The following is a 13,253-nucleotide window of genomic DNA, read 5'->3' on the forward strand; positions in this document are numbered from 1 at the left end:
CGCGTCCGTGTCCAGTTCGGAGTCGCAGCAGTGCTTTTCGATGTCAGTCGTGGTGAGCTCGTCGGTCTCTTCGGTGAGGCAGGGGTCGCGAGGGTGGCCGACGGCGCTTTTCCGGCGGCCGCCGCCGGTTCCGAGGGCGCCCGGATGCTGCGGGCCGTCGGGGTCCCCACCGGGACGCTCCTGCTGCGCCGGCCCGGCGAGGGGGACGGTCTGCTGCCGCTCGTCCGGGACGTCGTCCCCGTCGAGGACTTCGAGGGCGCCGAGGAGGGTGCGGGTGGCTGGCCCGTCATCGGGTGGCTGCTCAACGCGCACCTCGCCCTCGACCCCGTGTCCGGCAAGGTGTACGCCTTCGATCCCGATGAGGAGACCGTGCGGGAGCTGCACACGGACGTCTCCTCCCTCGTCCACGTCACCCTCCGGTTCCAGCGTCTGCTCGACGAGTTCGCCTTCAGCGGCGACGACGAGGAAGCCGACTTCGAGCGTCTGGACGGCGAGGTCGAGCGCATCCGTGAGGAGACCGGCCGTGTCGACCCGCTGCCCTTCCAGGACGACGAGACCGTCTGGTCGGTGGTCGGCGAGGAGATCGCCATGGGGCAGCGATTCCGGGGCGACAGCCCGGGAGCCCGCTCCCTGTACGGGTGACCGGGTGATCGGCGGCGGCTCCCGCTCTCCGTTGAACAGGTTCGAATCCCGGATGTCCCCGGTGATCACTCCTGCTACTGTCACCCTGCTCACGCAGGGACGAGCGGCGGTTCACTGAGCGCCCCCCTTGCGTCGAGTGCCCTGGGGAGGGACTTCTTTCGTGTTTCGTCCGCTGGACAAGCGGGCCCGGCGCCGGCAGCGCGCACTGGGCCGTATCGCTCTCACCGTCACGCTCTCCGTGACCGCCGGCATCGGCGTCGCCGCGGGGACCGCCGTCGCCGACGGCCCCGGCACGTCCGCCGATCCCGTCGTCGTCAGCGCGGGCGCACGCTTCGTGCCCCGCGCCACCGTCGTCCTGAACGCCGGCGAGACCGGCTTCCTCACCGCCCAGGAGGGCGACGACCGCCTCCGCTGGATCGACTACGCCACCGGGGCGACGACCGTCCTCGGCCGGCGGCTGCCCGAGCCGCTCCAGTACGACGTGGACGACTACCGCTTCACCCGGTCCCCGGGGGACTTCGGCCACGGCTCCGACACCGTCGCCCTCTACGCCGACTCCCCGGCCCCGCACGTGACGCTCCAGCAGCGGGCCGGCGGCGGAGCGGTGACCACGGTCCCGGTCCCGGAGGGCCAGACGTACGTCGCGACGTACGGCGACACCGTCATCACCCGGACCGGCGCCGCGAACGCCGTCACGAGCCTGCACCTGCTGCGCCTGGAGGACGGCGAGGTGCGGGACCGGGAGCTGGAGGGCCTGCCGCAGGGGTGGAACCTCAGCGTCGGCGACGGCGACACCCGCTCCGTCGCCGTCCGCGGCATCAAGTGGGAGGACACCACGATGTCCCAGGGGTGGTGGGTCGTCGACCTCGCCACCGGGAGCGTGAAGGCGCTCTCCACACACGGCGACAGCGTGTCCTTCGACAAGGACCACGTCTTCCAGCTCGGCGCCCCGTCCATCCAGTCCGCCCTGGTCTACCGCCGTGACGACCCGGACGCGGAGCCGGCCACCATCGACCTGCGGGACATCGCCTCGGCCGATGACGTCGTGCGGCCCCTCGGCGACGGCTTCGTCACCGTCACCCCGCCCAGCCCCGGCAACGACGGCGGGTACCGGGGCAACCAGCTGCTCCTGCGCGACGCCACTGGGGAGGCGAAGACCCTGCTGGAGGTCGCCTCCCCCGACGTGCACCGCACGCCCGACGGCTCGCTCCTGGTGGCCGGCGCGGAGAAGAGGACCGACTTCGGCCCGCTGGACTGGGGGTACTACCTCTTCACCCCCGCCGCGGACGGCACCGTCACCCGAAAGCGCCTCGCGGACATCGAGGACCGGGAGGCGAAGCCGGCCGGCATCTCGCTGGGCAGCGGCATCCTCACCACGGCCGACGACTCGCAGTACTACGACCCCGGCACCTACATCGGCGGCTACCGCAGCACCTGGCTGAAGACGACCGGCCGCCCGGAGGAGGTGAAGACGACCACCGACGGCCTCGTGTCCGGCCGGGACGACGACTGCGGCATGGTGCGCGAGTTCTACTGCGTGACCATGTTCGCGAGCGGCGACGGCGGTCACGGCCGCAAGGCGGCGACCGAGCAGGACGTCACCATGCTCTACCGCAACGGCGAGGCCTCGTGGGGCCCGCGGGTGACCTCCGGGCTCGAGAGCCCGGAACTCGTCGACCTCTCCGGCCGGTACGGCATCGTGAACCAGGCGGCCGGCGGCGAGCAGGCGGTCCTCGAATTCGAGGGGGCCGCCACCGGGAGGGTGCTCCTGAAGCGCGACCCGGTCGCCGCGTCCGTCTGGGGCGACACCCTGTGGAGCGCCCTCGGCCGCTCGGACGCCGTCGTCTCGGGCGAGTCGACCAAGGTCGCGGCGAAGAGCCTGGCGACGGGCGCCGCCGGCGAGTCCTTCGACGCGGGGTGCGTCCCCGACGAGCTCCAGGCCGTGGGCCGCTGGGTGTACTGGCGGTGCAGCGACTACTACTACTGGGACCACTACCGGGGCGCCGGCGTCTACGACCGGCAGACCAAGCGCACCCTGCGCCTCGGATCCGACCAGACGCTCCTGGGCGACGGGTACCTGGTCCACCGCTCGGACGCGGCCGGGCTGACCCTCGTCGACCTGCACAACGGGCTTCCGGCCGGCGGCACGGAGGCGGACCTGCCCCAGCGGGTGATCGTCACCGCCGCCCAGCTCGGGGACCGGACCGTGCGCCGGTCCGGGTGGACCGTCGACCGCTTCGGCGGTCACATCGCCTACACCGGCGAGGGCCGCCGGGTGCGGATCGTCCCGTCGGGCGTCCCGGCCTCGCGCATCGACGTCATCGACTCCGACACGCCCGCCCTGGACATCAAGTCCGCGGCATGGACGCCGCGGTGGTGGCTCTCGAAGCCGGCGGCGTCGTGGTCGCTGACGCTGAGGAACAAGGCGAGCGGGAAGATCGTGCGGACCTTCACCGGCGGCGAGGCACGGGGACTGATCGCGCCGTCGTGGGACGGCAAGGACACGGCCGGGGCGTACGTGCCGAACGGGGCGTACACCTGGACGCTGACCGCGAAGCCCGCCGACGGCGTCCAGGCGGACCTCTCCGTCTCCGGGACGGTGCCGGTGACCGGCGGGGCCGCCGTATGGCGGGACATGGCCGGTGACGACGGGTTCGGCGATCTGCTGGCGACGGACGCGGCCGGAGCGGTGTCGCTGTACAAGGGCGACGGGAACGGCGGGGTGTCGTCCCGGATCTCCGGGTCCGGCGACGCCTTCGACGCCGGCTCCGTGCTCGTGCCCTTCGGGGACGTGGACGGGGACCGGTGCGCCGATGTGCTCGCACGGGTGGGCGACCAGCTGCGGGCCTACCGTCCCGGGTGCGGGAAGGTCGTCACCGCCTCCTCGCCGTACACGGTGATCGGCTCCGGCTGGGGCCAGTACGACCGGCTGACGTCGCCGGGCGACATGGACGGGGACGGCCACGTCGACCTGATCGCACGCCAGGCGTCCACCGGGGACATCTACTTCTACGGCGGCACGGCCGATCACCGGCTGAGGACCCGGGTGCGGATCCAGACGAACTGGAAGCTGTACACGCAGGTCGTCGGGGCCGGTGACCTGAACGGGGACGGGCTCGGCGACCTGCTCGGGCTCGACTCCGCCGGTGTGCTGTGGGAGTACTACGGGACCTCCGCCGGCAGCGTGACCAAGCGGGTGCGGGTCGGCGGCGGGTGGAACGTCTACTCCGCCCTCGTGGGCGCCGGTGACGTGTCCGGCGACGGACGCGCCGATCTGCTGGCCCGGGACACCGCCGGGAAGCTGTGGCGGTACGCCTCCACGGGGGCCGGCACGTACGGCGGCCGGGTGCTGATCGGCACCGGCGGCTGGAACGGGTTCAAGGGCCTGTACTGAACCTGAGCGCCGTCCCGGGTCACGGACCTGGGACGGCGCCGCAGGCCCGGTGCGGCGGGTGAGGACGTCCGTTCGGGTCGACGGGCGCGGCCTCGCCGAGCGGCCGGGGTCAGGCGACCGCCCTGCGCCCGGCCGGCCACGGGCCACACGGACGAGGCGATCGCCGAGCGGCCCGGCTGCGCGGTGGTCGTCCACAGCTGTGGACGAGTGTGCGTGCGGCCGGGCGCCCCAGGGGCGGGGGCGGGCGCGTCGGTGGGCGGGTCAGGCCGACGCCCCCACCTCCGGCGCCGCCCCGGTGGTACCCGCGGCCCCGGCAGCCCCGGGCGCCTCGACCGTCCCGGCGGTACCGGCCGACCCGGGCGACCCGGTCGTGGCCTCGGCCGGCCGGCGCACGACACGGCGGCGGCGGACCGGGACGCCGAGCGTCGGGTTGGCGACGCCCCAGGCCGCGCCCTTGCAGACCACTTCCTTGTAGGCGGCGGCGAAGCGCCCCGTCAGGGCCGCCCGCACGGAGCGGTCGTCGGCGGTGACGTACTGGATGAGGCCGTCCTTGCGGCCCAGTGAGACGCACTGGTTGAAGTAGCGCAGCGGCACCTTCGGGAGCTTGCCGCCGGTGAGGCGGGCCGCGATGGCGTCCGCGGCCTGCCAGGCGCTGGGGACGCCCGAGGCGCACGACATGCGCAGCGGCTTGCCGCCGGGGCCCGCCGCCAGCGCCGCGTCGCCGATGGCGTACACGTCCGGGTGCGACACGGAGCGCATGGTCTCGTCGACCACGATCCGGCCGGTGCCGGTGACCTCCAGGGTGGTGGCCCGCGCGGTCGGGTGGACGGCGAAACCGGTGGTCCACACGGTGACGTCGGCCGGGATCGAGCCGCCGTCGGCGGTGGTGACGCGGTCGGGTCCGACGGCGGTGACGGCGGTGTGTTCGTAGGCCGTGATGCCGAGCCTGCCGAAGACCTTGTGCAGGTGCCGGCGGCCCTTGGCCGAGAGCCCGTCGCCGAGGGCGCCGCGTGCGGCGAGGGCGACGCCGAGGTCCGGACGGGCCTCGGCGATCTCGGTCGCGGCCTCCAGGCCGGTGAGTCCGCCGCCGACCACGACCACGTGCGCTCCGGCGTCCAGGCGGGCCAGGCGCTCGCGCAGCCGGTGCGCGCCGGGGCGGCCGGCGATCTCGTGGGCGTGCTCGGCGGCGCCGGGGACGCCCTGGCCGTCCCAGCCGCTGCCGAGGGCGTACACGAGGGTGTCGTAGGCCAGCTCCTCGGTCGCCGGTTCCTCCACCGGCTCACCGGTCGCGGGCTTCTGGGCGGTGGCGGTGACGGTGACGGTCCTGCGGTCGGCGTCGATGCCGGTCACCTTCGCGATCCGCAGCGCGACGCCGGTGCCCGCGAACATCTCGTCGAAGGGCCGGGGCCTGAGGTCCTGGCCGGTGGCGAGCTGGTGCAGCCGGACCCGCTCGACGAAGTCGGGCTCGGCGTTGACGAGGGTGATGGCGACGTCTTCGCGGTGCAGCCGCTTGGCGAGACGGCCTGCGGCGACGGCCCCGGTGTATCCGGCTCCGAGGACGATGATCCGGTGCTGCATCTCCTGGCTCCTGTCTTGAGCGGGTTCGCCCCTTGAACCGGGCGGCCCGCCGTTTCCTGACAGGAACAGGATGTGAAGCAGAACACACTCCAGTCGGGCTCGGGAGGCGTGCCTCGGAAGAGGCGGACTCATGAGGCGCGGCTCGGAAAGGCCGGTCCGGGGAGCGTGGCTCAGAAGAGGCGGAGCAGCGGCTCCCCGTGGTCGGCGGCCGCCCAGCGCCTGGTCGCCCGTTCGAGCTTGTCGGGGTTGGCCTGGCTGCGGAACGCGGCGATGCCCTCGGCGGTGACCTCCAGACACAGGACGCCGATGACCCGGCCGCCGACGACCGCCACGACGGCGGGGCCGCCGTTGGCGGTCGTGGCGTGGATCTCCGGGGAGCCGCCGACCAGGGCCTGCTTCGCCTTGCCGGGCTTGAACAGGCCCCGCATGAACTTCGCGACCGCCAGGGCGCCCTCGAACGGCTTGGTGCGGGCCGGGACCTTGCCGCCGCCGTCGCCGACGGCCACGGCGTCCTGGGTGAGAAGCCGTACGAGCGGTTCGGTGCGGCCGCTGGTGGCCGCGGCGAGGAACTCGTCGATGATCCTCCGGGCCGCGGCCCCGTCGATCTCGGTGCGGGCCCTGCCGTCCGCGACGTGCTTCTTGGCGCGGTGGAAGATCTGCTGGCTGGCGGCCTCGGTGAGGTCGAGGATCTCGGCGATCTCCCGGTGCGGATAGTCGAAGGCCTCGCGCAGCACGTAGACGGCCCGCTCGCCCGGCGTGAGGCGCTCCAACAGGGTGAGGACCGCGAACGAGACGGACTCGCGCTGCTCGGCGGTGTCGGCGGGGCCGAGCATCGGGTCCCCGGCGAGCAGCGGCTCGGGAAGCCACTGGCCGACGTACGTCTCGCGTCGCGCGCGGGCCGAGGTGAGCTGGTTCAGGCACAGGTTGGTGAGGACCTTGGTCAGCCAGGCCTCGGGGACCCGGACCTGTCCGGCGTCGGCGGCCTGCCAGCGCAGGAACGTCTCCTGGACGGCGTCCTCGGCCTCGCTCGCGGAGCCGAGGAGGCGGTAGGCGATGGCCTCCAGGCGGGGCCTGGACGCTTCGAACCGGTCCACGTCGTTCACGGTCAGGGCCATGGCCCGGATCCTAGCCCGCGGGCCCGGCGCGCCGACGGGGAGTTCTCCCCCGCGTCTGTGTCCCCGGTCTCCCTCCGCCCGCTGCGGCAACCGGGCCTCCGGCTGTTAACGTCTACTGATCCGTAGACGTTCATCCACAGGACAGGCTGACGTCGCAAGGATTCCACCTCTGCGTCCACGAGCGTTCCCCTCGGCGCTCACGCACCTGAGAACCCGGCCCGGAGATCCATCTGATGACGACTTCCTCCCCGCCCGTGCTCGCACTCGACGGTGCGTCCATCGACGGCGGCCTCTACACGGACGTCACCGACTTCGCCCGCCACACGCACTGGCTCAACGGGACGGCGGCGGCGTACTCGTCCGTCGGCATGGGTGTCTTCGTGCTGTTCCTGCTCGTCGCCTGGTGGCGGGCCCGGCGCGAGGGGAACGCGGTGATGGCCACGGTGCTGGCCACGCCGTTCGCGGTGATCATCGCCTACGTCGCCAACACGGCGGTCAAGGACGTCTTCCAGGAGCCGCGCCCCTGCCGGGCCCTGCCGCACGACTTCCTCATCGAGGCGTGCCCGCCGGTGGACGACTACGCCTTCCCCAGCAACCACACCACCGTCGCCTTCGCCTTCGTGGCGGCGCTGTTCCTCGTCAACCGGTGGCTGGGCTCGGTCGCGCTGCTCGCCGCCGTGGCGATGGGCTCCTCACGGGTGTACGTCGGCGCCCACTACCCGCACGACGTGGGCGTGGGCGCCCTGGTGGGCACCGTCGTGTCGCTGATCGTGGTGCTGGCCGCCCGGCGGTTCTGCCTCACCCTGGTGGGGCGGATGCGCGGCGGGGCGCTGCGCCCGTTGCTCGTCGCCGCGCCGCCCTCGCGGCACGCGGCCGGGCGTGGCGCGGCGCGGGTTCAGGAGAGCGTCCCGGAGCACGCCTCGGAGTGGCGGTAGAACGCTGAGGGGCCGGCCGCCGTCACTCGTTCCCGTACGGCGGCCGGCCCTGGAGGGCATGGGCCCTGATCTGCCGGTCCCGGCGGATCAGGGCCCATGTGCTGACCGCCACGACCAGCGTCGCGCCGGCCAGCGGCACCAGGAAGGGCGTCAGCCCGCCGATCGCGGTGGTCATCGCCGTCACCGCCGCACCCCCGTCACCGATGCCGCTGTCACGGTCGCCGCCGTCACTGTCGCCGCCGTCACCGCGGTCGGCGCCGTCACCGTCGGCTCCGCCATCGCCGTCACCGTCCCTCGTCGTCGGCCGCGTGCCGGGCCGGCCTCGGTCCGGTGGCGCCGGTGAGGGCCGCCTCGATCGCGGACATGCGGTCGGCGAGCAGCGCGAGGGCGCCCGCTGCGCGGGAGATCGGGTCCTCGGCGGGGCCGCCGAGGGTCTGGGTGCGGGCGTGGGCGGCCTTCAGCGCGGCCCAGCGCTCGGCCTGCCCGGGGGTGAGCGTGCCGCGCAGTTCGGCGAGTTTCAGCAGGTTGGCCTCGGCGCCGGTGGTGAGGGTCTGGGCCTCGGCGGTGAAGTGGTCGTCGAGCACGGCGGCCAGTTCGGCGCCGTTCATGACGGGGCGGATGCGCTGGGCGATCCGGTTCATGGTGCGGTAGGAGCCCTGGAGGCGGAACGGCGGCTCGGTGCGCGTGGCGTCGGACTGGGCGGCGGAGGCGATGTAGGCGGCGTTGACCGCTAGGACCGTCTCGCGCGCGGCGAGCAGATGGCGCAGCACGGCGGTGATCTGCTCCAGCTCGGCGGGGGCGTAGGGATGGGTGAGGCGGTCCGCGTGGGCCGCCGCATCGCCTTCGGCCAGCCGGACCAGCAGTTCCAGGTCGCTCCGGTCGCGGCCGGCCAGCGGGGCGAGGACCGGATGGGAGGTGAGCGCGTTCTCCAGGAAGCTGAGCGCGAAGGCCTCCTCCTTGCCGGTGAGGACGTCGCCGAGGTTCCACACGTCGGCGCGGTTGGCGAGCATGTCGGGTACGCGGAAGCGGTCGCCGGACTCGGTGTAGGGGTTGCCGGTCATGCAGACCGCGAAGCGCTTGCCGCGCAGGTCGTAGGTGCGCGGCTCGCCGTTCCACACGCCGTCGACACGGCGGGTGGCGTCGCACAGCGGGATGAACTTCTGGAGCAGTTCCGGCGAGGTGTGCTGGATGTCGTCCAGGTGGAGCAGCGTGTTGTTGCCGGCCGCCAACGCGAAGTTGATCTTCTCGATCTCCTGGCGGGCGGTGGCGTTCGGCGCCTCGGCCGGGTCGAGCGAGGTGACGGTGTGGCCGAGGGCCGGGCCGCTGACCCGCACCATCATCAGGCCGAGGCGGTCGGCGACGTACTCCATCAGCGTCGTCTTGCCGTAGCCGGGCGGCGACAGGAGCAGCAGCAGACCGCCGGTGTCGGTGCGCTTGGTGTCGCCGGCGGTGCCGATCTGGCGGGCCAGGCTGTCGCCGACGAGCGGCAGGTAGACCTCGTCGACGAGCCGGTTGCGCACGAAGGAGGCCATGGAGCGCGGCCGGTGCTCGTCCAGGTGCAGGCGGGCCCGCTCGGCGGCGACCAGGGCGGTGCGCCGCCGCTGGTGGGCGCGGTAGGCGGGGACGTCACGCTCGGCGAAGCGCCGGGTGCGGGCCAGGAACTCGTCGATCCGCAGCGGGAGGGCGCGGCCGGTGATGCGCGGGTGGGCGCCCAGCAGGCCTTCGGCGACGGTGACCGGGGTCAGGTCGGACTCGTGGCGGGGGAGGTCGGGGCAGAGCGAGACGGCGACCGCCTCCGCCAGGTCCCCGACCGTGACCGGGGTGCCGGTGGAGTCGGCGTACGCCGCCAGCCAGGCCCCGGCCAGCTGGTGGCGGGCGGCCAGGTCGTCGAGTGCGGCGAGGTCGTCGTCGAAGGCGGGGCCGCCCACCGTGCGGCGGAACTTGTCGAGCAGCGTGCGGGCGGCGGCGCTGACGACGAAGCCGTCGGGGCCCGAGGTCAGCTCCTCGAAAAGGTACGCGGCCGCCGCGGGGGCGAGTCCTCGGGCGTCCGGGAGTGCCGCGGGGGTGAGTCCTCGGGCGTCCGGGAGTGCCGCGGGGGTGAGTCCTCGGGCGTCCGGGAGTGCCGCGGGGGCGAGTCCTCGGGCGTCCGGGAGTGCCGCGGAAGCGGATCGGCCGGCTGCCGGGGCCGCCGCGGGGGCGAGCCCACCGGCTTCCCCGGCGGCCGGGGGCACGAGTCCGCCGTCGTACGGGGCCGCTGCGGGGGCGGAGCCGCCGGCTCCCGGGATCGCCGTGGGGGCGGGGCCGCCGGCGGACGGGGCGGGCGGCGGTGCCTCGCCGGGGGCCGGCCCCGTGGCGGCGGCCGTCGGGTGGACTCCGGACCCCGCCGTCCACCGGCCGATCGCCTCCGCGAGCTCCGCCTCCCAGGCGGTGACCGCGCCGGAGGCCGCCGGGCCGAACGTGTCGCGGGCGCGGGCCAGGGAGACGGCGCGGCGCGTCCAGGCGGCGCGGGCGGCCGGGGTGGTGCCGTGGGCCCAGAAGAGCTGGGCGGCGGCCCGGGCGGCGGGCTCGTGGCGTTCCACGCCGGCCCGCTCGTACAGGGGCAGCAGGGCGGTCAGGAGGAGGGTCGCGTCGTGGTCGTGGACGCCCCGCTCGTACCCCTCGTCGTACGCCTCCTGGGCGGCCCGGCGGACCAGGGCGGGCAGGTCGTCGGCCGCCGCCAGGGCCTCCGGCCCGGTCTCCCGCAGCAGCCGGGCGGCCAGGTGCTCGGCGCGGTAGACCTCGGGCGACTCGGACGGCAGGGTCCGCTCCCCCAGCGCGCCGGCCGCCGTGAACGCCGGGTCGGTGACCGGGGCGCGGTAGTCGGTGCCGGTGAGCGCGAAGGCGAGGCCGTCGCCGTCCGGGACGAGCGTGAGGTCGAGGGGCTGGGTGGTGACGGCGAAGCGGTGGGCGCCCAGACGGATGGTGCGGCCGCCGTCGGCGTACAGGTCGGCGCGGTCGCGCAGGGCGCGGCCGGCCTCCTGGCGGGCGGCCTTGAGCCGGCCGTCCAGCTCCTCCGCCCGCACCGGGTCGCCGAGTTCGCGCAGCTCCTCCGCGGTGCGGCGGACCTTGGCGACCATCGGGTCGGAGGCGAAGTAGGTGCTGACCGCGTCGGCGTCGGCGAGGGTGGCCGCGCGCCGGGCGACGGCCTGAAGGATGCGCGCGGCGGCGGCCGTGAGCTGCCCGGCACGCCGGGCGCGGGCGTCCAGCAGGGTCTGCTTGCGGGCGGAGAAGGCGTCGTGGACCTCGACGCGCCGGGCGGCCAACTCGCCGAGGAAGTCGTCGAACTCGGCGAAGCGGGACTCCAGGTTCTCCAGCCGCACCAGCGCGCCGGAGAGCTGTTCGTCGCACGCCTCGGGGGTGTCGGCCGCGGCTAGGGCGCCGGTGACGGCCTGGCCGAGCAGCGCGAACTCGGCGGCGAACTCGGCCCTGCCCTCCCGCTCGGCGAGTTCGCGGCGGCGGGCGACGAGCAGGGCGCGGGCACGGTTGACGCCGCCGAGCACCTCGGCGATCCGCTCCAGCACGGAGGTGCGTACGGTGGCGTCGCCGATGTCGAGTCCGGCGACGACCTCGGTGACCGTGCGCAGCGCGCCGGCCAGTTCGTCGAGGCGGGCGGCGACCGGTGCGGCAGCGGCGGCGGTCTCGATGGTCTCCGCGTCGGTGACGAGCTGCTCGACCTCCTGGTGGTGCTCGGCGAAGGCGTCCTCGCGGGAGAGGTGGGCGACGGCGCGCCTGCCGAAGGAGGCGAGGTCGCTCTCCGCCTCGGCGGCGAGTGCGTCGATGCGGGCGGTGTCGGCGTACCGCATCTCCTTGAGGGTCAGCACATGACCCTGTGCCGCGCGCAGTTCGGTGAGCCCGCCGACCCAGGCGGCGGCTCCGCGCGGGGCTTCACCGCGCAGCCGGCGCACCACCGCGGCGAGCCGTCCGGCGGCCTCCTCCAGGGCGTCGGCGGCCTGCCCGGTGAGCGTCCGCACGGTGCGGAACTCGGTCAGCACCTGTTCGGCGGTGGCGCGCACGGCCTCCAGCGGGGTGCGCAGGTCGCCCGACTCGGCCTCGCCGAGCCAGTGGTGCGTGTCGGCGGCGCGTACGCAGGCGCCGGCCAGCGCCTCGTACACCTCGACGGTCGGTGTGGTCTCGGCGACGGCGCGGCTGATGGACAGGCAGTCGGAGATGCCGCGCACCAGGTCGGCGTTGCCGATGCGGGCGAGGGGTCCGGCGCCGGCGCCGGCGGCGGCGGCGTGGGTGTCGGAGACGTACGGCGACGTCCACAGCTGGAGGGGGTGCACTCGGGCCGGCTCGCCCGTCGCCCCCGCGGGGTCCGCGCGCAGCGCCAGCAGCGCCCCGTCGTCGAACAGCGCCCAGCCGTGGCAGGTCAGCGGAGTGGCGATCTCCTCGCGGATGGTGTTGTACGACAGCAGCAGGCCGCGTCCCTCGGCGCGCGCGTGGAAGGCGTACAGCACGTCCTCGCCGTAGGGCGAGCGCACTTCCCGCTCGAACCGCAGCCCGGTGGTGTCGAGGTCGTACGTCTTGTACGTCCCGGTCGCCAGGCAGTAGCCGCCGGCGAAGACGATGCCCTGGTCGTCGGGGAGGCGGCGGCAGCCCTGGCCGATGCCGTCGAGGCGGACGACGGCGCGGGTGAGGGTGTTGAAGACGAGGTAGCGGTCGGCGTCCTCCTTGTAGGGGCGGATCCGCAGCAGGATCAGGGCGCCGACGCGGGCGTGCGCGATGTCGGCGTCGGCGAGGGCCTGCAGCGGTTCGTCGACCGGTTCGCTGTGGATGCCCTCGCCGGTCTCGGTGTCGTCCTCGGTCTTGACGGTGAGGGCGCCGCCGACGGTGGAGACGTGGATCTCGCCCTGGACCGTGACGTGCGGGTGGCGGCCCAGCCGGTGGTCCTCGCGGGTCGCCTGGGTCCAGGCGAAGTCGTGGGCGGGCGGCGGGACGTGGTCGCGGTCGCCGCGCGCGTCCAGGAAGACGGCCCGCCCGTCGTCGGCCAGGTCCCAGCGCAGCGCGCGGACGTCATCGGCCTTCTCGCCGGTGCGGAAGACGGCCAGCAGCCGGCCCTCCAGCAGCTGGAGGCGCAGCAGCCTCGCCTGCCGGTAGTAGCGGTGCAGGGCCGCGAACTCCCTCAGGAACGCGGGGTCGTCGAGGAGGCCGGGGACGGCGTCGTCGGGCAGCCGGTTCTGGTCGCGGTCGAAGAGCGCGAGGACGTCGCCGACCCGGGGTTCGGGGCGGGCGCCGGCGTGGACGCCGTTGTAGCCGAACAGCAGGCGGCCGCCGACGGCGACGACGTCGCGGGGGACGGACGGGTGCTCGGTGCGCAGCCGGCCGGTGCCGGTGAGGTCGAGCCGGACCGTGCCGAACTCCTCCGCCCGCCGGGCGTTCAACGCCTCGGCGCTGCGGGCGAGTTCGGCGGCCTGGGCGGTGAGCCGGTCGCGCAGCACCTCGTAGGTGCCGCGGTCCACGGCGTCGTGCGAACCCGTCTCCAGGGCGGTGGCCATGGGTCGTGCGTCCCTTCGCAGGAGGTGGGGGGACCGTGTCGCCGGCCCCCGAGGC

General features: G+C 74.6%; 7 protein-coding genes. 3 read left to right on the plus strand and 4 right to left on the minus strand.

Annotation, left to right across the window (positions count from 1 at the left end):
• Positions 1–30 precede the first annotated feature (30 nt).
• Both ACH5A8_RS10545 and ACH5A8_RS10550 read left to right on the plus strand, forming a co-directional pair.
• Positions 31–642: an SUKH-4 family immunity protein gene (locus tag ACH5A8_RS10545; RefSeq protein ID WP_399000171.1), complete on the plus strand. Its 612-nt coding sequence runs from the start codon at positions 31–33 to the stop codon at positions 640–642.
• 160 nt (positions 643–802) lie between these two features.
• Positions 803–4,036, plus strand: coding sequence for an FG-GAP-like repeat-containing protein (locus ACH5A8_RS10550; RefSeq protein WP_399000173.1), 3,234 nt, complete (start codon positions 803–805; stop codon positions 4,034–4,036).
• Between the two features lie 261 nt (positions 4,037–4,297).
• Here ACH5A8_RS10550 and ACH5A8_RS10555 read toward each other — a convergent pair whose 3' ends face one another.
• Together ACH5A8_RS10555 and sigJ are read right to left on the minus strand one after the other, a co-directional pair.
• Entirely contained in the window at positions 4,298–5,614 is a 1,317-nt protein-coding gene (locus ACH5A8_RS10555; protein ID WP_399000175.1) for an NAD(P)/FAD-dependent oxidoreductase, read from the minus strand.
• 170 nt (positions 5,615–5,784) lie between these two features.
• Complete coding sequence (sigJ, locus tag ACH5A8_RS10560) at positions 5,785–6,729, minus strand: RNA polymerase sigma factor SigJ (protein ID WP_399000177.1); 945 nt, start codon at positions 6,727–6,729, stop codon at positions 5,785–5,787.
• 233 nt (positions 6,730–6,962) lie between these two features.
• Between sigJ and ACH5A8_RS10565 the strand changes: the two genes are divergently transcribed.
• Complete coding sequence (locus tag ACH5A8_RS10565; protein ID WP_399000179.1) at positions 6,963–7,664, plus strand: phosphatase PAP2 family protein; 702 nt, start codon at positions 6,963–6,965, stop codon at positions 7,662–7,664.
• A 22-nt stretch (positions 7,665–7,686) separates the two neighbouring features.
• On the opposite strand, the gene ACH5A8_RS10570 is transcribed toward ACH5A8_RS10565, so the two are convergent.
• Entirely contained in the window at positions 7,687–7,839 is a 153-nt protein-coding gene (locus ACH5A8_RS10570; protein ID WP_399000181.1) for a hypothetical protein, read from the minus strand.
• Between the two features lie 109 nt (positions 7,840–7,948).
• Positions 7,949–13,198 (minus strand): DNA repair ATPase, encoded by a 5,250-nt coding sequence (locus ACH5A8_RS10575; protein ID WP_399000183.1) that lies wholly within the window; start codon positions 13,196–13,198, stop codon positions 7,949–7,951.
• Positions 13,199–13,253: the final 55 nt, after the last annotated feature.

Source organism: Streptomyces sp. NPDC018610 (genome assembly GCF_044391765.1).
Lineage (GTDB): Bacteria > Actinomycetota > Actinomycetes > Streptomycetales > Streptomycetaceae > Streptomyces.